21 protein-coding genes and 1 riboswitch are annotated in these 18,712 nt (G+C 60.9%); all 21 genes read right to left on the reverse strand.

Translation table 11 applies throughout. The annotated features are described in order from the left end of the window. Nucleotides 1-176: 176 nt before the first annotated feature. A complete protein-coding gene (gene cobT / locus CMQ96_RS19350; protein ID WP_024358521.1) occupies nucleotides 177-1,232 on the reverse strand; it encodes a nicotinate-nucleotide--dimethylbenzimidazole phosphoribosyltransferase in 1,056 nt (351 codons plus the stop codon). 74 nt (nucleotides 1,233-1,306) lie between these two features. Next, nucleotides 1,307-1,852: a bifunctional adenosylcobinamide kinase/adenosylcobinamide-phosphate guanylyltransferase gene (cobU, locus tag CMQ96_RS19355; RefSeq protein WP_024358522.1), complete on the reverse strand. Its 546-nt coding sequence runs from the start codon at nucleotides 1,850-1,852 to the stop codon at nucleotides 1,307-1,309. Beyond that, nucleotides 1,846-3,369 (reverse strand): cobyric acid synthase, encoded by a 1,524-nt coding sequence (locus CMQ96_RS19360; protein ID WP_098067186.1) that lies wholly within the window; start codon nucleotides 3,367-3,369, stop codon nucleotides 1,846-1,848. The genes cobU and CMQ96_RS19360 overlap by 7 nt, the downstream gene beginning before the upstream one ends. After that, on the reverse strand, nucleotides 3,366-4,181 hold the full coding sequence (locus CMQ96_RS19365; protein ID WP_024358524.1) for an energy-coupling factor ABC transporter ATP-binding protein: 816 nt from the start codon (nucleotides 4,179-4,181) through the stop codon (nucleotides 3,366-3,368). Before CMQ96_RS19365 ends, CMQ96_RS19360 begins: the two co-directional genes overlap by 4 nt. 8 nt (nucleotides 4,182-4,189) lie before the next feature. After that, nucleotides 4,190-4,867, reverse strand: coding sequence for an energy-coupling factor ABC transporter transmembrane protein (locus CMQ96_RS19370; protein WP_024358525.1), 678 nt, complete (start codon nucleotides 4,865-4,867; stop codon nucleotides 4,190-4,192). Beyond that, on the reverse strand, nucleotides 4,854-5,135 hold the full coding sequence (locus CMQ96_RS19375; protein WP_098067187.1) for an energy-coupling factor ABC transporter substrate-binding protein: 282 nt from the start codon (nucleotides 5,133-5,135) through the stop codon (nucleotides 4,854-4,856). Before CMQ96_RS19375 ends, CMQ96_RS19370 begins: the two co-directional genes overlap by 14 nt. Before the next feature lies 1 nt (nucleotide 5,136). After that, nucleotides 5,137-5,874, reverse strand: a complete 738-nt coding sequence (gene cbiM, locus CMQ96_RS19380) for a cobalt ECF transporter S component CbiM (protein WP_004124457.1) — start codon at nucleotides 5,872-5,874, stop codon at nucleotides 5,137-5,139. Continuing rightward, nucleotides 5,871-6,584, reverse strand: coding sequence for a cobalt-factor II C(20)-methyltransferase (locus CMQ96_RS19385; RefSeq protein ID WP_049090116.1), 714 nt, complete (start codon nucleotides 6,582-6,584; stop codon nucleotides 5,871-5,873). Before CMQ96_RS19385 ends, cbiM begins: the two co-directional genes overlap by 4 nt. Further along, nucleotides 6,581-7,375 (reverse strand): sirohydrochlorin cobaltochelatase, encoded by a 795-nt coding sequence (locus tag CMQ96_RS19390; RefSeq protein ID WP_004133681.1) that lies wholly within the window; start codon nucleotides 7,373-7,375, stop codon nucleotides 6,581-6,583. The genes CMQ96_RS19385 and CMQ96_RS19390 overlap by 4 nt, the downstream gene beginning before the upstream one ends. Nucleotides 7,376-7,385: 10 nt before the next feature. Next, nucleotides 7,386-8,165: a cobalt-precorrin-6A reductase gene (locus CMQ96_RS19395; protein WP_024358527.1), complete on the reverse strand. Its 780-nt coding sequence runs from the start codon at nucleotides 8,163-8,165 to the stop codon at nucleotides 7,386-7,388. Beyond that, entirely contained in the window at nucleotides 8,162-8,887 is a 726-nt protein-coding gene (locus CMQ96_RS19400; protein WP_004124467.1) for a precorrin-3B C(17)-methyltransferase, read from the reverse strand. The genes CMQ96_RS19395 and CMQ96_RS19400 overlap by 4 nt, the downstream gene beginning before the upstream one ends. Then, entirely contained in the window at nucleotides 8,887-9,942 is a 1,056-nt protein-coding gene (gene cbiG / locus CMQ96_RS19405) for a cobalt-precorrin 5A hydrolase (RefSeq protein ID WP_098067188.1), read from the reverse strand. Before cbiG ends, CMQ96_RS19400 begins: the two co-directional genes overlap by 1 nt. Then, on the reverse strand, nucleotides 9,923-10,696 hold the full coding sequence (locus CMQ96_RS19410; RefSeq protein ID WP_004124472.1) for a cobalt-precorrin-4 methyltransferase: 774 nt from the start codon (nucleotides 10,694-10,696) through the stop codon (nucleotides 9,923-9,925). The genes cbiG and CMQ96_RS19410 overlap by 20 nt, the downstream gene beginning before the upstream one ends. After that, on the reverse strand, nucleotides 10,689-11,258 hold the full coding sequence (locus CMQ96_RS19415; RefSeq protein WP_004133665.1) for a decarboxylating cobalt-precorrin-6B (C(15))-methyltransferase: 570 nt from the start codon (nucleotides 11,256-11,258) through the stop codon (nucleotides 10,689-10,691). Before CMQ96_RS19415 ends, CMQ96_RS19410 begins: the two co-directional genes overlap by 8 nt. Beyond that, the gene (locus CMQ96_RS19420) at nucleotides 11,248-11,853 is read right to left on the reverse strand and encodes a cobalt-precorrin-7 (C(5))-methyltransferase (protein ID WP_004133663.1); all 606 of its coding nucleotides are present in this window, start codon (nucleotides 11,851-11,853) and stop codon (nucleotides 11,248-11,250) included. Before CMQ96_RS19420 ends, CMQ96_RS19415 begins: the two co-directional genes overlap by 11 nt. Continuing rightward, nucleotides 11,847-12,986: a cobalt-precorrin-5B (C(1))-methyltransferase CbiD gene (gene cbiD, locus CMQ96_RS19425; protein WP_024358529.1), complete on the reverse strand. Its 1,140-nt coding sequence runs from the start codon at nucleotides 12,984-12,986 to the stop codon at nucleotides 11,847-11,849. Before cbiD ends, CMQ96_RS19420 begins: the two co-directional genes overlap by 7 nt. After that, a complete protein-coding gene (locus CMQ96_RS19430) occupies nucleotides 12,983-13,615 on the reverse strand; it encodes a cobalt-precorrin-8 methylmutase (protein ID WP_004133657.1) in 633 nt (210 codons plus the stop codon). Before CMQ96_RS19430 ends, cbiD begins: the two co-directional genes overlap by 4 nt. 10 nt (nucleotides 13,616-13,625) lie before the next feature. Next, entirely contained in the window at nucleotides 13,626-14,585 is a 960-nt protein-coding gene (gene cbiB / locus CMQ96_RS19435) for an adenosylcobinamide-phosphate synthase CbiB (RefSeq protein ID WP_004133656.1), read from the reverse strand. After that, nucleotides 14,582-15,961, reverse strand: a complete 1,380-nt coding sequence (locus tag CMQ96_RS19440; protein WP_049090118.1) for a cobyrinate a,c-diamide synthase — start codon at nucleotides 15,959-15,961, stop codon at nucleotides 14,582-14,584. The genes cbiB and CMQ96_RS19440 overlap by 4 nt, the downstream gene beginning before the upstream one ends. 87 nt (nucleotides 15,962-16,048) lie before the next feature. Continuing rightward, nucleotides 16,049-16,217, reverse strand: a riboswitch (cobalamin riboswitch). A 287-nt stretch (nucleotides 16,218-16,504) separates the two neighbouring features. Further along, complete coding sequence (pocR, locus tag CMQ96_RS19445; RefSeq protein ID WP_004133653.1) at nucleotides 16,505-17,416, reverse strand: regulatory protein PocR; 912 nt, start codon at nucleotides 17,414-17,416, stop codon at nucleotides 16,505-16,507. A gap of 188 nt (nucleotides 17,417-17,604) precedes the next feature. After that, the gene (pduF, locus tag CMQ96_RS19450) at nucleotides 17,605-18,405 is read right to left on the reverse strand and encodes a propanediol diffusion facilitator PduF (RefSeq protein ID WP_004105118.1); all 801 of its coding nucleotides are present in this window, start codon (nucleotides 18,403-18,405) and stop codon (nucleotides 17,605-17,607) included. Nucleotides 18,406-18,712 lie beyond the last annotated feature (307 nt).

The raw sequence follows: 18,712 nt of genomic DNA on the forward strand, positions 1-18,712 counted from the left end.
GCGGGGTGGAGCAGCCTGGTAGCTCGTCGGGCTCATAACCCGAAGGTCGTCGGTTCAAATCCGGCCCCCGCAACCAACATCATAAACACCCTCAAGGGTGTTTTTTTGTTTCTGCGCTCCGCAAAATCTTATGCCTGATTCAGGGAACGGCGCAGCGCCGCTCCCTAATGCCTTTCTCAGCCCTTCGGCAAAACAATATTGCTCGCCGCCAGCATGCCCATCTCGTGGTACATCGCGCAGGCCGCTTCCACGATCGGCATCGCCAGCGCCGCGCCGCTGCCTTCGCCCAGACGCATCCCCATATTCAGGTAGGGCTCCAGTTCGAGATGCATCAGTGCCGTACGCGCGCCCTTCTCCGCCGAATAGTGGGACGGGATTAGATAGGGTTTCACTTCCGGCGCAATTCGGCACGCCGCCAGCGCCGCCGCGTAGGAGAGGAAGCCGTCGAGCACCACCGGCAGGCCGCAGGAGGCCGCGCCCAGCATCACGCCCGTCATCCCCAATAAATCAAAACCGCCCACTTTCGCCAGCACGTCCAGGCCATCATTCGGGTCGGGTCTATTGACGGCAATTGCCCGACGCACCACCTCCACTTTGTTAGCGACTTTCGCCAACGGCAGATTAGCGCCAATCCCCACCACCTCCTGGGCATCGCTGCCGGTCAGGACGCTGACAATCGCCGCCGCCGGGGTGGTATTCGCCATCCCGAGCTCCCCGACGCCGAACAGCGTCACGCCATCCTGCGCCAGCCCTCGGGTATAGCGCATCACCTCCAGCAGCAGCTCTTCCGCCTGGCCGCGGCGCATTGCCGGACCGACGGCGATATTGCCGCAGCCGCGCGCCACGCGCATGTTGATAACGCCCGGAATAAGCTCGGCATCGATCCCGACGTCAATGACGTGCACCTTCGCGCCCGCCTGCGCCGCCAGTACGCAAACGCCGGTTTTGCCTAGCGTCATATTCGCCGCCTGAATCGCGGTGACCGCTTTCGGCGAGATGGCGACCCCTTCGTCCCACACGCCGTGGTCGGCGCACATCACCAGCAGCGCCTTCTTTTTCACCTGCGGGACGCCGTCAAGGCCGGGCATGCCCGCCAGCTGTACGGCAAGATCTTCAAGGCGTCCAAGGCTTCCGGGCGGCTTCAGCAGGCCGTCAATATGAAGCCGGGCGCGCACCATCGCGTTTTCATCAGGCGCAGGGATCGCACCCAGTAGAGAGGTTAAGCTTTGCATAGAGGTTCTCGTCATGTTGGCTGGCTCAGGGCAGAGCCAGCAGGAAGAATAACTCCCGGTACGGAGCGCCTGATTTACTTGATTTTCACACCGATGCCCGACACCACCAGCCAGACGTCGTCCGCCGCCGCCGCAAGACGCTGGTTGACGCGCCCGGCGATGTCGCGGAAATGGCGGGCCAGACGATTCTCCGGCACAATCCCCATCCCCACTTCGTTGGTCACCAGCACCACGCGGGCCGGACAGCGCTGGCAGGCGGCGATCAGGACGTCGATTTCGGCGTCGATCGCCCGTTCCATCGCCGCATAATCCCAGCCGTCCGGTGCGCTGTCGCCGCCCAGCGCAAACAGCAGGTTGGTCACCATGGTGGTGATGCATTCCAGCAAAATCGCCTCTTGCGGGGCGATATCCGGCGTTATCAGCTCATCAAGCTGCTGCCAGCGCTCGGCGGTGCGCCAGTGTGCGGGCCTGCCGTCGCGGTGGTGCTGGATCCTCGCCGCCATCTCGTCATCAAAGATCTGCGAGGTGGCGATGTACAGTACCTGCGGCGCATGGGCAATCAGCGCTTCGGCATGACGGCTTTTACCGCTGCGCGCCCCGCCGGTGACTAAAGTCAGCATATGGACTCCTGATGCTGGCGCATGATGGCGTAGATTTTTTCGATATCGATATGCTGGCGCATCGCGTCGGCCAGCAGATCGAACTGGCGGGATTTATACTGCGCATATTCGAAATCGCTATCCAGCGCCGCCAGCCCTTTACGCTGGCGCAGGCCGTTAACCAGCGCGCGGGTAAATTCATCGCTATCAAACAGGCCGTGCAGATAGGTGCCAAACGCCAGGCCGTCGTCGCTGACCGCGCCGTCCGCTACGCTCAGCCCGTTTTTATGGAGTTGCATCAGCGAACGGCAGCCGTCGCGAAGCTCGGTTTCGCCCATATGGATCTCATAGCCGCGTACGGCCAGCCCCGCCGTTGCCGCCAGCCACGCCGGTAGCCCTGGGGCCAGGGTCGCCGTCACCTGGGTCGTGGTTTTGTGCTGCGCAAAGTGGGTGACGGTATTGAGCAACCCCAGCCCCGGCTGCGTGCCAAGCCCCGACTCCACCTCATCAATAATGGTTTCGCCGAGCATCTGGTAGCCGCCGCAGATCCCCAGCACCGGTACGCCCTGACGCCGGGCCTGCAGTACCGCGTGCGCCATACCGCTTTCGCGCAGCCAGCGCAGATCGCCGAGCGTGTTTTTACTGCCCGGCAGGATAATCATATCCACGCCCGTCAGCTCCTGCGGCTGGCGAACGTAGCGGACGCGGACGTCCGGCTGCGCCGCCAGCGCGTTGAAATCGGTAAAATTGGCGATGTGCGGCAGCTGAACCACGGCAATCTCAATGTCGCGCCTGTCGGTGCGCAGATATTTACCTTTTTGCAGCGCCACGCCGTCCTCATCTTCGAGATCGACGTCCAGCCACGGCATCACGCCGAGCACCGGGACGCCGGTGAGCGCTTCTATCTGCTCGATCCCGGAGTAGAGCAGCGCCACGTCGCCGCGAAATTTGTTGATAATCACCCCCTTGACCCGCGTGCGCTCGTGGTCGTGCAGCAGCGCGAGGGTGCCGTAGATAGAGGCGAATACGCCGCCGCGATCGATATCCGCCACGAGGATCACCGGGCACTGCGCCATCTCGGCCATGCCCATATTGACGATGTCGCGATCGCGCAGGTTGATCTCCGCCGGGCTGCCCGCCCCTTCCAGCACCAGCACATCATGTTCGGCGGCCAGGCTGTTATAGACCGAGAGGATCTGTTCGCGCAGGCGCGGCTTATATTCGTGATAGCTCACCGCGTCCATATCGGTCGCCACCTTGCCCATCAGCACCACCTGCGCTTTGCGGTCGCTGGTCGGCTTGAGCAGCACCGGGTTCATGCGCACGTCCGGCGCGATCCCCGCCGCTTCGGCCTGGAAAATCTGCGCCCGGCCCATCTCTTTGCCATCTGGCGTAATACCAGAATTGAGCGCCATATTCTGCGATTTAAACGGCGCGGTGCGCTGACCGTCCTGATAAAAAATACGGCACAGCCCCGCGACCAGCACGCTTTTACCGACGTCGGAAGCGGTGCCCTGTAACATAATTGCCAGCGTCATGACGCCTCCTTCATCGCGTTGCTTCGCATCCGCGTAAAAAATTCTTCTTCGGTTTTACACAGCGGCAGCCCGAGCTGCGCGTGCAGCTTCACCAGCCACGGCTGGGTAAGCCCGGCCTGGGCCATCAGTTCGCTGCGGGCAAACACCTCGCCGGGTTCGCCGTGCGCCAGCACTTCGCCGCGGCGTAACACGTAAACCGCATCGCTAACTTCATAGATCAGATCGATATCGTGGCTGGAGATCGCCACGTGGTTGCCCCGATCGGCAATGCGCTTAATGATGTCGATCATCTGCGCGCGCCCCGAGGGATCGAGCCCCGCCGTCGGCTCGTCGAGCAGTAAGTAGCGCGCCTGCAGCACCAGCGCCCCGGCTATCGCCACGCGCTTTTTCTGCCCGTGGCTCAGGCACTGAATCGGCTGGTGACGAAACCCCTGGGCATCGACGAGAGTCAGCGCATCGTCCACCCGCCGGGCGATTTCCTCTTCCGCAACCCCCAGGTTACGCAGGCTAAAGGCAATATCGCTGTCGATATCGGTATAGAAGATTTGCTGGTCCGGGTCCTGAAAAACGGTCGCCACCTGCTGGCGCAGCGCCAGCAGGCCGCGCTTGCTGTAGTCCAGCGGTTTTCCTTGCCACAGCACCGCCCCGCTCTGCGGGCGCAGCAGACCGCTCAGATTCATAAACAGCGTCGATTTTCCGCAGCCGTTCGCCCCCACCAGTCCGGTCACCGCGTGATGGGAAAAATCCAGCGTCAGCCCCTTCAGCACCGGCTCGTCCTGATAGCGAAACCAGAGATCGGTCGTGGCAAGCATACTTATCCTTAGAGGTGAAAATCACCCTGATACAGTTTGATATCCAGCGTGGTGCTCATCTGCTGGTAGCGGATCATCACCCGGGTAAACAGCAGTCCTACCAGCATGGCCAGCGAACGATAGCCCTTCGGCACGCTACGGTAGCCAAAACGTAATGTTTGCGCACGGTGAATCGCCAGCGCTTCGTCTAACAGAATAAAAATAAAGCGCCAGGTCAGCAGGATCTGTTCGGTCAGCAGCCGCGGCACCCGCCCGCGCTTGAGCAGCACAATAAGCTGCGGGAACGGCAGATTCAGCACCAGCCAGAAGGTGGACGCCAGCGCCGCCAGGCTGCGCCAGAAGGTCTGATTGGCGGTCGTCAGCCCCTCCGATGTGATGCCCAGCCGGACGCTGCCCAGCGGCAGGCTCACCAGCAGATCCTGCGGATCGCGGCTGACGCTAAACAGAATGGTCAGTACCCCGATCAGCAGGAAGCCAAACGGCAGCGCCATCCAGCGGCACCAGCGCCACGGCGAGACCCGCAGCAGCCAGCAGGTTAAGGCGGCAATCAGCGCCATTTCGATACCCTGCCCCAGCGGTGGCAGGGTAAAGGCCAGCCCCATCAGCAGCAGCCAGAACAGGAACTTGCGCTCCGGCGCGACGTGAAACCAGCGGCTCTGGTAGCTGAGTCGGTCAAACCCGGTCATCACGGCGCTGTCTGCCTTTGCTGTAGCCCAGAATATAGAATATCACCGCCGCGCCAAGAGAGCCCTGGAGCGTAAACAGCAGGCTCTCAATCTCCCCGCTTGCCGGTTCATACAGCGGCTGGAACCACGGCTCATAATGCGGCGCGACCACCTGAATCTGGCTCTCCGCCTCGCCGTCCGAGCCGCCAAACTCGCCGCCGTGATCGACAAAGAACGGCAGGATCACCAGCCCCACCACCATGGCTAACAATATCAGCGTCTTTTTCATGTTAATGCCCCTGTGCGGTAATCAGCTGACGTTTGGTCAACTGGTCGTAGATCATGACGGTTAACAGCCCTTCAGCAATGGCGATCGGGATCTGGGTCAGGCAGAAGATCCCCATAAACTTGACGATCGAGCCGGTCGCGCCGGCAGTCGGATCCGGGAAGGCCACGCCGAGCTGGACCGAGGTGACAAAGTAGGTCACCAGATCCGCCAGCATGGCGCAGAGAAACACCCCGACATCGCGACGAATGCCCGCGCGGCAGGCCATTTTCCATACCATATAGCCGACCACCGGCCCGATGACCGCCATCGACATGCCGTTCGCGCCGAGCGTCGTCAGCCCGCCGTGCGCCAGCAGCAGCGCCTGGAACAGCAGCACGATGGCGCCAAGGATCGCCACCACGCCCGGCCCGAAGAGAATCACCGCCAGGCCGACGCCGGTCGGGTGCGAACAGCTGCCGGTGACGGAAGGAATTTTCAGCGCCGAGAGGACAAAAATAAACGCCCCGCACAGCGCCAGCAGCACCTTCTGGTTATTATCTTCCTGCACGATACGGCGCAGGCGAACCAGCCCGTACCACAGGCAGGGTAAAAACAGCAGCCACCACGCCAGGGCCCACATCGGCGGTAAAAACCCCTCCATGATGTGCATCGCGAAAGCCTTTTCGGGCACCACTATCAGCAATAGCGCCGCAGCTAAGCCGCTGAAAGACAGCTGTTTTAGCTGTTGTTCAAGTTTCATTCTGCATACTCCCACTGTTTGTTGACCAGAATGGTCGAGAAATAGGGCAGCGGCTGGTCGTCGCTGACTTCAGTCAAATGACGCCAGCACTGCTCGCCCGGCAGCGTGGCTTCGGACATCATCAGCGCGGCATCCAGCAGGCCGTTTTTCGCCAGCAGCGCTTTGATGCGGGGAAAGCGCCCGTAGACTTTCATCAGCACCAGGCTTTCATGCTGGCGCAGCGCCTGCTCGATTTCCGTTTCCGGCGCGGTGCAGGAGATCACCGCCAGCGACTGCTGTTCCATGGCCAGCGGCGTTTTTGAACGCGCGGCAATGGCGGCGAAAGAGGTGACGCCGGGCACAATCTCCAGCCACTCCGGGCAGCCGATGCGCTGGAGTAAGAACACCCAGGTGCTGAACAGCATGGCGTCGCCGAGGGTAATAAAACCGACCTGCTTGCCCGCTTCCACTTCCTGAACCAGCGCGGCGGCGACCTCGTCCCACACCGCCTCTTTTTCCGCGCTGTCGGCGCTCATCGGGAAATGGCAGCAGCGCACTTCGGTCTGTTCGCCGATATATTCGCGCACGATGGAGAGCGCGAGGCTGTCGCCGCCTTTACGTCCGGCGGGCGCGTAGAGAATGTCCAGCGTGTCCAGCACCCGCGCCGCGCGCACGGTGATCAGATCGGCGGCGCCGGGGCCGGTGCTCAGGGCATACAGTTTGCCGCTCATGCCGCCTCCTCCATCGCCAGGCTCAGCGCCTGCCGCAGGTGGGCGACAAACATCGCGCGCACCGCCGGATTCTCTCCCAGTCCGTTCAGCCACGGCGTCGCCGTGATACCGGCGGCGTTGAACAGCGTTTTCCAGGAATCCTCTTCGTCCGAGGCCATATCGTTAATGGCGTGATCGCCGGCCACCAGCATCAGCGGCATCAGGTGCACGCCCTTCACCCCCTGCTGGCGCAGGCTGTCGATAAGAATATCGACCTCCGGATAGCTCTCGACCGCGCCGACCCGCGCCGGAAACCCCTTCGCCGTCATCATATGGTCCAGGCAGGCGTAGGCGGCGAAAGCGTGATGGCTGGCGCCGTGTCCCATAAAAACTACCGTTTCATCTGCGGCAAGCGGCGGCATCTGCTGGCGCAGCGCCTGCATCAGCTGGACGTAATCGTTATGGCTGCTCAGCAGCGGCGCCCCCAGCGTCAGGCGGAGGAACAGCGGGCGCAGGCTTTGCACTTCGCGGACGATCTTTTCATACTCATCGCCGTTGATAATGTGCAGCGACTGAATCGCCACATCCTGGTAGCCCTGCTCGGCCAGCTTCTGCAACGCCTGCAGCGGGGTATCAATCTCAATGCCGTCGCGCTGTTTGAGCTTGCGGATAATCATCCCGGAGGTAAAGGCGCGAAACGTGTCGCGGTCCGGGCAGCTGGCCGCCAGCTCGCGCTCGCAGGCGACGATGTTTTTTTCACAGGTGTCGGGATAGCTGGTGCCAAAACTGACCACCAGAAGCGCTTTTTTCATTTCTGACTCCTTAAGCAGCGGCCAGCCAGCGCGCTAAGCGCCGGGCAAAGGCAGCCTGACTTTCCAGTAATTCTTCACCGGTCACCAGCGGCGCCGGGCGCGTAATCACGATGCAGGGGATACCGGCATCCAGACAGGGTTGTACTTTTTCCTGATAGCCGCCCTCGGCGCCGGAGGCCTTGGTGATCACCACATCGGCCCGGCACTGGCGGTAGAAAGCGGCGTTGAACTCGGCGCTGAACGGCCCACACAGGGCGAAGATCTCGCCAACGCCGAACCCCAGCGCGGCGCACTGCGCGATGACATCGGCTACCGGCAACACCCGGGCCAGCAGCGTTTTTTCGCCTAATCCCGCCCGCCAGCGCGCCAGATCTTTGCTGCCCGTGGTGAGCAGCACGCGCGGACCGAAGCGCCGCGCGACCTCGCAGGCCTGTTCAATGCTCTCCACGGTATAGAGCAGCGGATGCGTCAGGCCGCTCAGCTGTTCAGGGCGCTGATAGCGGCTCAGCAGCACGCCGGCGGTTTCGCAGGCCTGGACGATATTGCGGCTCACCGCTTCGGCGTAGGGGTGCGAAGCATCAATCACCCAGCGGGTCCGGTTGGCCTTCAGCCAGGCGATCATCTCCTCCGGCTCAAGACGCCCGCAGCGCACCTGCCCGCGAATATCGCCCGCCAGCTGCTGGCCGGTCGGCGTCGCCACCGACAGGGTGTAGCGAACCTGCGCCGCGTCAAGCTGCTGGCACAGCGCCCGCGCGTCGCTGGTTCCGCCGATCACCAGCACCTCACTCACAGCACGTAGCCCCGCGGGGTGATCATCAGGCCATCCTGGATATAGGTCGCTTTATTGCCGACGATCACCAGACTGGTCATATCGACCGGTTCAAAATCCATTTCCCCTAAGGTGGTCAGCCATTTCTCCTGCTTTTTACGTCCGGCGGACTTCACTACCCCCACCGGGGTCTGCGCGCTTTTGCTGGCCGACAGCAGCTCAAAAGCGCGCGCCAGATGCCCTTCGCGGCCGCGGCTGCGCGGGTTGTAAAAACAGATCACGAAGTCGGCTTCCCCGGCGGCGACAATGCGCTTTTCAATCACCGGCCACGGGGTCAGCAGGTCGCTGAGGCTGATATGGCAGAAGTCGTGCATCAGCGGCGCGCCCAGCAGCGAGGCGGCGGCGATGCTGGCAGTCATCCCCGGGATCAGGCGAACTTCCACATCCAGCTTCTGCTTGCTGACCAGCTCAAGCACCAGTCCGGCCATGCCGTAAATACCGGCATCGCCGCTGCTGATCAGCGCCACGTTATGCCCGGCCTGCGCCAGCTCAATCGCCGCCTGGCAGCGTTCAATCTCTTTGCACATCCCGGTTTTGATCACCTGCTTATCGCCGGTAAAGGCTTTCACCAGGTGGGTGTAGGTTTTATAGCCAACGACGATTTCCGCCGCCTGCAGCGCCTCAATGGCCTCCATGGTCATCATTGACTGCGAGCCAGGGCCGATTCCGATTACGCTTAACATCAGTGTGATACTCCCAAAGTAATAGTGACGCCCTGTTCGCGCAGGGTTTCGCCCAACAGTTGCCCATGGCTCAGCAGCCAGGCCGCCGGGCCGGATACGCTCCCCACGCCGACGGTGTTTCTGACGAACGATGAAGCGGGAAAGTGATGCTCATGCTCGCGCAGCGCATCAGCGGTAAAGGTTTCAAACGGCACACGGCAGCAGGAGGCCAGCTGAATCAGCCCCTGCTCGTGCTTCTTCAGCGTGACGCTGCCGATGGCTTTCAGCGCCAGCGGATCGAGGCGCTGCGCCTCAAGCTGGCGCGCCAGCAGCGTCGCTAACAGCGGGAATGGCGTATCGCGACGGCAGCCAATTCCGGCGACCACCCGCTGCGGTACCAGCTTCCAGTGCGGCACGGCGATCGCCGGCAGTTCGTTGCGCAGGGTGACGCAGACCAGCGCGTCCAGCTCAGGAAGCTGGTGCAAATCGGTCACGGTGATAAATCCACGCCGGTCGCAGCGGCTGACGTCTTCATACAGCTCGTCGTCCCACCACAGGCCGACGCGCTGATGGCTGACCAGCATCTGGTTGACGGTTTTCACCGCCGCGCGGAAGTCGACCATTCGGGCATTAAGCTGGAACGCCAGGGTATCCAGCGCCGCCATCTCGTTGACGTCGGTGGCGGTGGTGATCACCGGATCGGCGCCGAGCATCCCGGCCAGATAGCGGCTCAGGGCATTTGCACCCCCCGCGTGGCCGGAAAGCAGGCTAATAACGTGCTGGCCGCGCTCGTCAATCACCACCACCGCCGGGTCGCTGAACTTGTCATTCACCAGCGGGGCCAGCACGCGTACCGCGATCCCGGTGGCGCCGATGAAGATCAGCGCCGAATAGCTGCTGAAGGCCTCGCGCGCGGCGCTGGCAAAACCGTTTTCAAAGGGAAGAAACCCCTCCTCCAGCAGCTTCTCGCTGGTAAAACAGGTTAACGGCAGCATCGCCGCCAGCCGTTTCGCCAGCCGGACGCCGCCTGGGGTCAGGCAAAAAAGCGCGATTGATTCAGGCTTTACGGTATTCATGGCTAAAGTCCGCCGCGTAGAGTTTTGAGTAGTGATACTCAGAGCCCAGGAAATTCCCGACCAGAATGAGCGCCGTTTTGCGGATCCCCGCCTCGCGCACCTTGTCGCCGATATCCGCCAGGGTGCCGCGTACGGTCTGGCTTTCCGGCCAGGTCGCTTTATAGATCACCGCTACCGGCGTGGTTGCCGGGTAACCGCCTTCAATCAGGCGCTCCGCTACCCGATGAATACGCTGCACGGAGAGGTAAATCGCCATCGAGGTCTGGTGGCTGGCAAACGACTCAAGCTGCTCGCGCTCCGGCACCGGCGTGCGCCCTTCGAGGCGGGTAATAATCAGGCTCTGGGAGACTTCCGGGACGGTGTATTCGACGCCCAGCTCCGCCGCGGCGCCCAGAAACGCGCTGACGCCCGGCACCACCTGCCAGTCGATGCCGCGTTTAGTCAGCTCTTCGCCCTGCTCGCGTACCGAGCCGTACAGCGACACGTCTCCGGTCTGTAAACGCACCACCGTTTTCCCGGCGTTAACCCCGGCTTCCATCAGGTCGAGAATTTGCTCCAGATGCAGTTCGGCGCTGTCGTGGCACTCAGCGCCAGGCGGACAATACTCCAGCAGCTCGGTGTTTATCAGCGACCCGGCGTAGATCACCACCTGGGCCTGCTGGAGCAAGCGGTAGCCCTTGAGGGTAATCAGCTCACGGTCGCCCGGCCCTGCGCCAACGAACCACACACTACGGGGATCAAATGTCTCAGCCATGGTTTTCTTCCTTCTGACAGGCGATAACAAAAACGGGATTATTCGGTTTGAAATAGTGGCCGCTGCCAAGCGTTGTCAGCGCTGAAACGTTCAGCTGCAGGCAATCAACCTGTTCGATTCCCTTCAGCCGCAGATAGTCGAGAGCGGCGTTCAGGTTCTCCTGGAGGATAAAGGTCATCACCAGACGACCGCCGGGGTAGAGCTGCTGCCACGACCAGTCAATGAGCGCGTCGAGGCGGCCGCCGCTGCCGCCCATAAAAATGGCATCGGCGCGTTCGGTGATCACCATCGGCGCTTCGCCGGGCAGGATCTCAATGTTGCCGCAGGCGAAATGCTGGCGGTTTTCGTCCAGCAGCTGCAGGGCCGCGGGGTTGCGTTCGACCGCCGTCACCTGCAGCGAGGGATACTGCAGCGCCGCCTCAATTGACACGCTGCCGGTACCGGCGCCGATATCAATCAGGTGGCTTGCCCGGTGCAGTTCAAGTTTGGCCAGCGCCAGCGCGCGAACCGCCTCTTTGGTCATCGGCACCTTCTCGCCGCGCAGAAAAAGCTCATCTTTCATCGAGGATCACCACCGCGTTCATCTCATATTCACCGTCGACCTCACTGACCGGTAGCCAGCGGATCCGCTCGTTATCCATCGCCAGATTTTCGCCAATCACCATCCAGCGATACCCTTTTCCCCGCGCCGCCAGCTGGGCGGCGATTTCCCGCGGCCCGCAGCGCCCGTCGGTCACCATCGCCACCTTGCGCTGGCGCGCCAGCTCATCAAAACAGACGTCTCGCCCGTGGCTGCTGGTCAGCCAGATATCGTTCATATCGATACCGGCCTTCGCGCAGAGATACTGCACCGCGCTGATGCCGGGAATAATGCGCACGCGATCGATGCCAAAGTGGGCTATCAGCCGCGTACCGATGCCGTAAAAGAGCGGGTCGCCGGAGGCCAGCACCACCACCTTCTGCGCGTCACGCTCGCCGAGCCAGACCAGCAGTTCGGCGATATTGGCCCCCAGCGCAAACCGTTCGCCGTCAAACTCAGGGAACTGCTGCAGATGCCGCTTGCCGCCCACCAGCGCGTCCGCACTGGCGACCGCGTCCCGCGCCGCCGGCGTCATCAGATGCAGGCCCGACGGGCCCATGCCAACCACCGTTAACATGACATCTCCCGCGCAATCTCGGCGATCGGCCGATTGCTGCCGAGGACCTTGTTATCAAAGGAGAACATGATGGCGTCGCAGACGGGCGGCGCTTTGGTAAAGCGCAGCATCTGCATCACCCGCAGGCAGATGCGTTCGGCAAGATGGTGATAGATATGCTGAAAACCGTACGCGTCGATGTGCTCCATCGCCGCTTCGGTGGTATCGCATTCGCTCACCAACTGCAAAAGCGCCAGCGGCGCGCCCAGCAGCGCCAGATGCGCGACCAGGGTTTCCATCCGCGCATCGGCGATATGGCTGTGGGTGTGGAAGATCCCGGCGGCGACTTTAATCAGCTTGCCAGGGTGGCCGATCAGCACAATCTGGCGGAACCCGAGGCGCACGGCCTCTTCAATCATGTAGCCGACGAAGTTGCTCATGGTGACCACCACCTGCGAATCGATGCCCATCTGCTCGCGGACGAAGCGCTCGCCGTGGTTGCCCGGCACCAGCACCACCCGCTCCAGCCCCGCCGCGCGCTTAATTTCCAGCTCCAGCGACAGCGAACGCTTCCAGCTCTCCTCCGACATCGGCGTCACGATACCGGTGGTACCGATAATCGAGATGCCGCCCAGGATCCCGAGCCGCGAGTTATAGGTTTTCTGCGCCCGCGCCTCGCCCTCCGGGGCGAAAATCTCGACTTCGGCCCCGCGCGACGGGCCTATCGCTTCGCGCACCGCCGACTCAATGGTATGGCGCGGAGTGCGGTTAATCGCCGGGCTGCCGATGGGCAGGCCGATGCCTTTGCGGGTGACCGTGCCGACGCCTTCGCCGCCGCGCAGGGTAATCTCGCCGGAATCGTCGAGCGTCACGCGGGCAAAAATCAGCATCCCGTGGGTGGCGTCAACATCGTCGCCGCCGTCTTTACGAATGGCGGCGATCGCCTGCTGCCCTTCGACGTGCGGCGACTCGACGTTAAGGCACAGGGTGACGCCGGAAGGGGTAACAATGGAGACCTGATGAATCAGATGCTGGCGCATCACCATCAGCGCTGCGACCTTGGCTGCCGCCGTCGCGCAGGATCCGGTGGTATAGCCTTTGCGCAGCGCCTTGCCGTTATGCCACACCGGGGCGTCAAAGGATTGCTCGCTCATCGCGCCCCCTGTAAGTGGTACAAAATGGCGTTGACGATGGCGGCGGCGACGTTGCTGCCGCCTTTACGACCCAGCGCGGCGATACCCGGCAGGCCACTCTGCGTCAGGGCCTCTTTCGACTCCGCCGCGCCGACAAAACCGACCGGCACGCCAATCACGCCGTTGACCGCGACGTCATGCTCCAGCAAACGAAACAGCGCGGTGGGCGCATTGCCGAAAACAAACACCTTCTCGCCCTCTTCGGCGACCGCGATATCGACCGCCGCCATCGAGCGGGTCATCCCCTGCGCCTTGGCCTCCGCCACCACCCGCGGATCGCTGATATAGCAGCGGCACTCGCCGCCGAATTTCGCCAGCAGGGTTTTATTGATCCCGGAGAGCGCCATGGTGGTATCGGTATAAAGCGTGCAGGGCTGGCTCAGGGCGGCGCTCAAGCGCGGAAGAACGTCGGGCGAAAACCACAGAATATCCAGCCAGTCAAAATCGGCGGTGGTGTGGATCACCCGCTTGATAATGGCTTCGTGCAGCGGGCTGGCAAAGCGGTAGTCCGGGCGGGTCTGCGCAATAATGTCGCCAATAATGTCGAAGCTTTTCGCCTCAATCGCCTGCGGTTGCTGGATATAGTGCATTCATTTGTCCTCAGGCTGCGCCGACCAGCCAGTACCGGACCGCCATAAACAGCGCCAGCGCCAGGGTCGAAGACACCCACATCAGTCGAATCGTTCGGGGAATATCGTCTACGGAAATATCGCGCGTCGCGTCGCCGATCCACGGCTTCTCCACGCGCTGACCAAAATAATCGTTAGGGCCGCCAAGCCGGATGCCGAGCGCCCCGGCGACCGCCGCTTCCGACCAGCCGCAGTTCGGGCTGCTGTGGTTGTAGCGGTCGCGCCAGCCGATGCGCAGCGCGCGGCCGCCCGCTTCACCGCAGAGGAGAGCGGCGAGGCTAATAAGCAGCCAGCTCAGGCGCGCGGGGATAAAGTTGGCGACATCATCGAGGCGGGCGCTGACCATACCGATCGCGCGATATTTTTCGTGCTTATAGCCAACCATCGAGTCCAGGGTATTGACCGCTTTATAGGCCATCGCCAGCGGCGCGCCGCCCAGCAGCAGAAAGAAGAGCGGCGCGATAATGCCGTCGACGGTGTTCTCCGCCACCGTCTCCACCACCGCGCGGTTAATCTGCCGCGCTTCAAGCTGCGACGTATCGCGCCCGACAATCCAGGAGAGTTTGATACGGCTCTCCGCCAGATCGCCCGCGCGCAGCGGATGCTCTACGTCCCGCGCCGACTGCGCCAGACAGCGTCCGGCCAGCACGGTGAAAATCATCCATACTTCAACCAGCCAGCCAAGCCACGGATGGACCGCCTGCGCCAGGGTCAGCACGCCCCAGGAGACGCCCCACGTCAGCCCGACCACCACCAGCCACATCACCGCGCCGCCGAGGCGCAGGGCCACATCGCTGTGACAGTAGCGGCGCACGCCGCGCTGAACGGCGGCGATCAGGTTACCAATCCAACGCACCGGGTGCGGCCAGCTCTGCGGATCGCCGATAATAAAATCAAGGAGCCAGGCAACGCCCCAGGCCAGCAGCGTCATAGCGCGCTCCTTGCCGCAGCCAGCCAGTGGTTAAGCATCATGGGACGCTGCGCAAAGTGCAGGTGCAGATAGCTGGCGAACGTGTTGCCCACCTGCCAGCCGCCCGACCACTGCTGAAGGGTGATGCCGTCGCGGACTTTGCGGCAGGCCAGGACCGCCGGGGACTCGGGGGTAAAATCCGAGTAGTGAAACTCGTGCCCGCGCAGGGTTTCGCCGGGCGCCGCCAGCAGAGTTTGCCGCATCGCCCGCGCCTCGCAGTAGCCAAAGCGGGTCAGCCGTTTGCCCATTTTGCTATGGCCGGGAATAAGGTTGGCCATTGGATAGATCTCACCGCTGGCATCTTCAAGGGTGCTGCCGAGATACATCAGACCGCCGCATTCGGCGTAAATCGCCACGCCACGTCGGTGCGCCTCCTGCAGCTGCGCCAGCATCGGCGTATTGGCCGCCAGCGCGGCGGCGTGAATTTCCGGATAGCCGCCGCCGAGCCAAATCATCTGGCACGGAGGAAGCTCGCTATCGTGCAGCGGGCTGAAGCGCACGATATTCACCCCGCAGCGCTCCAGCAGCGTGAGGTTATCCGGGTAGTAAAAGTTGAAGGCTTCGTCGTCGGCCAGCGCCAGCGTCAGGCCTGCGCCAGCATCAGAGCGCGGCAGCGGCGGCCACTCCCCGGCGGGTAATGAACTGAGCTGGCTGAGGGTAAGAAGTCTTTCAATATCCAGGGTTTGCGCCAGCATGTGGGCAAAATCGCGCCACGGCTGCTGGTTCACCAGCGACTCGCGGGCGGTAACCAGCCCCAGATGGCGTTCGGGTAACGCCACCCCTTCCACTCGCGGTACGTAGCCGAGCACCGGCAGCCCGCAGTAGCGTTCAATGGCGCCTTTGAGAAGCTGATAATGGGTTTCGCTGTTGACGCGATTGACGATAACGCCCGCGATGTTCAGGCTGGGGTCGAAGTGCTGAAATCCCATCACCGTGGCGGCGATAGAGGTGGAAACCGCTTTGCCATCCACTAGCAGAATAACCGGACAGCCGAGCTGTTTGGCCATCGCGGCGGTGCTGCAGTAGCCGGGGTCGGCGCCGAAGCCGTCATACAGCCCCATTACGCCTTCAATAACCGCGATATCCGCCCGCTGCATCCGTTCGCAAAACAGCGCGTTCAGCACCGGTTCCGGGAGCATAAAGCCGTCGAGGTTGCGTGAAGCGACGCCGCTGACGGCGGTGTGCCAGCCGGTGTCGAGGTAGTCCGGGCCGACTTTGTACGGCTGCACCCGCATGCCGCGCTGCTTCAACAGGCTGAGCAGGCCAAGCGTAACGGTGGTTTTACCACAACCGCTGCCGGTACCTGCGAGAATAAATGCGTGCTGCCTGGCTGCCATACCCCGATCCTGTGCCGGGTGGTAGGGCTGCGTGCATTCCCAGTCTTTCGACTGTACGCATCTGAGCAACCCACTTCCCACCGAAGTTGTTGATTATTACCGACAGGCAGGTCTTCTGGCTTAGCGTCGTCCTCCCCCATCCTTCCCAATCCGGTAAGCGGATCAGTGGCTAAATATGGGTTCGTCAGCATCACAGCAGCGGGGGCTGCGGGGGATTCACACCCCCTTCCCTGGCGCCTGTCGGTTTAGTCCGTCGTGATTCGAGCGGGACTGCCCGGCTCGAATGCTTTCATGTACATCTTACGGAAGCTGGATGACTCCCGTCGTTTGCAAAGGATGCTTCATTACGCCGATGGCGCTCTGAAAATCGTTTCAGGTATCACTCTATCCCATCAAATAAATAAAAACTGGTGCAGCTTATCGCTCACTCATTATTATTTTGTTGCGCTATGACAATTTATTGCTCTGAATGAGATATTTTCATTTTATAATGAGCCAGATACGCGGACATATCAAAAATCGGCAATAACAAAATATTGTCATTTAAATTGACTCAGTTTGTGATCTGGCGTTAATTTGCTGGCGATAGGCCTGCGGAGTCACCTGATAAGCCTGGCGAAAAACTTTGCAAAAATAGCTGGTTTGCGAAAATCCTAAATTTCGCGCGATGCTGGCGATGCTCCAGTCGCTGTGGCAAAGCAGCTCTTTGGCGCTCACCATCCGCTGATGGTTCACCCACGCGTTAAAGCCGATTCCCTGATATTTTTTGAACAGCTTACTGAAATAGTAGGGGCTGAGATAAACGTGGGCGGCGACGTCTTCCAGGCGCAGCTCGTCGGATAAATGGGCGTCAATGTAGCGCAGCGCCTTCTTCATTTTACTGTCGTGAGGACTCACCGCCCGGCTGGCGCGCGCGGGTTCAGGCTGCTGCGGATTGTCTTTAATCACTACAAAATTAAGCTGCTTTTTCAGGCAGTTCTCGACGATCAGCTTCAGTAAATCCGCAGAGGCAATCACTCTTGAGTAGTCCATCTCCGGCACGTCGCGGAACGCTTTAAGCAGCTCGGGGTCAGCCTGCCAGCGGTCGTCGACGTTGAGGATATCCACCAGCTCAACGTCATTGCTTAAGCGCACCTGGCCACAAAGCACGAAGCCCACAAGGTGTCCGGCGATAACCAGCGGAATGGAAAAATCGGTTAACCCGGCGTGGCAGCGGTAGATACAGAGCGCATCGGTTTTCGAGGCCTCGAGGCCTCCGCAGCGGTCGCTCATTCGGCAGCGGGTGCTGTGCTGGGGATGCTGGCGCATCAGCTGGCAGAAAGGGGTGAAATTAAACAGTTCGGATATTTCATCACCGTGAATATTGACAACCACAACCGCCAGACTGGTGGCCTGCGCAAAATCCTGTGCGATTTTATTAATGAGTTCTGAGTTCAGTGTGCTCGCAGAAATCATGATAAAACCTCTCAGTTAATTTTTTGTTATAAATAAAACATTTCTTTAATATTCACTTCCTTTCATCATCATTTACCGCCAACGATAAAAGAATATTACGATAGCAAAAGTCTCCCATCCGTGGGAGACGTTTTTGGCCAGTTCGTGATACCGGTTCATGAAATTTTTTAGCTATTTCAGCCGATACATTAATCCTCTAATTTACAGGTATTACACGGTAAGTTATTCCCGATCAGATAACGATAGATCGCCGCGCCGAGGCAGGCGCCGATCAGCGGCGCAATAATCGGTACGATAAAATACGGAATATCCCTTCCGCCGGTCATCGCGATATCGCCCCAGCCCGCCATCCAAGTAAACAGCTTCGGTCCAAAATCACGCGCCGGATTCATCGCGAAGCCGGTCAGCGGCCCGGTTGAGGCGCCAATCACCGCCACCAGCAGGCCGATCAGCAGCGGGGCCAGCGGCCCTTTCGGTACGCCGTTGCCGTCGTCGGTCAGCGCCATAATCATCCCCATCAGCATGGAGGTGATCACCACTTCAACCAGCGCCGCGTGCCAGATGCTCAGCGACGCCGCCGGGTAGGTGCTGAAAATACTCGCCAGCTGCAGGCTCTCTACGCTGCCGCGAGCGATATGGTGGGCGGATTCAAACTCGGTAAACATAGTGCTGTACAGCACATAGGCCAGCACCGCGCCGCCAAAGGCGCCTGCGACCTGTGAAACGATATAGGGGAAAACTTTACGTCCGGGAAAGCAGGCAAATAGCCATAACGCCACGGTCACCGCCGGGTTGAGATGGCCGCCGGATATTCCCGACGTCAGATAGACGGCAAGCGAGATCCCCAGCCCCCAGATAATGCATATTTCCCATAGCCCGAGGCTCGCGCCCGCCACTTTCAACGCGCTCAGGCAGCCGATGCCGAAAAACAAAAATAGCCCGGTGCCCAGAAACTCGGCGGTACATTGCGCTTTTAACGAATCATTCATGGTGACACCTTCTTAGCAGAGTTCGTGTCCTGACCAGCCAACCTCCTGCTGGCAGTAGAGTACAACGAGCATCACTATATGAACTCCGCTCCACAAATTGTTGGCAACCTGCCGACGGCGGCCCCGGAAAATTCGGGCATCAATAACAAATTATTGTCATGGAATAAGCCGGGAAAGCTACGCTGACGCGTAGATTCTGTAATTAACCGGTCCCTTTGGCATGCAAAAATATTGCTAAAACCAACTCCTCTTTTTCCAACAAACATCACAAATTCGTTTTCCTCGCATAGCAGATAAAATTTAATCC

Source organism: Klebsiella sp. MBT K-1 (assembly GCF_002556465.1).
In the GTDB taxonomy this organism is placed as follows: domain Bacteria; phylum Pseudomonadota; class Gammaproteobacteria; order Enterobacterales; family Enterobacteriaceae; genus Klebsiella; species Klebsiella grimontii.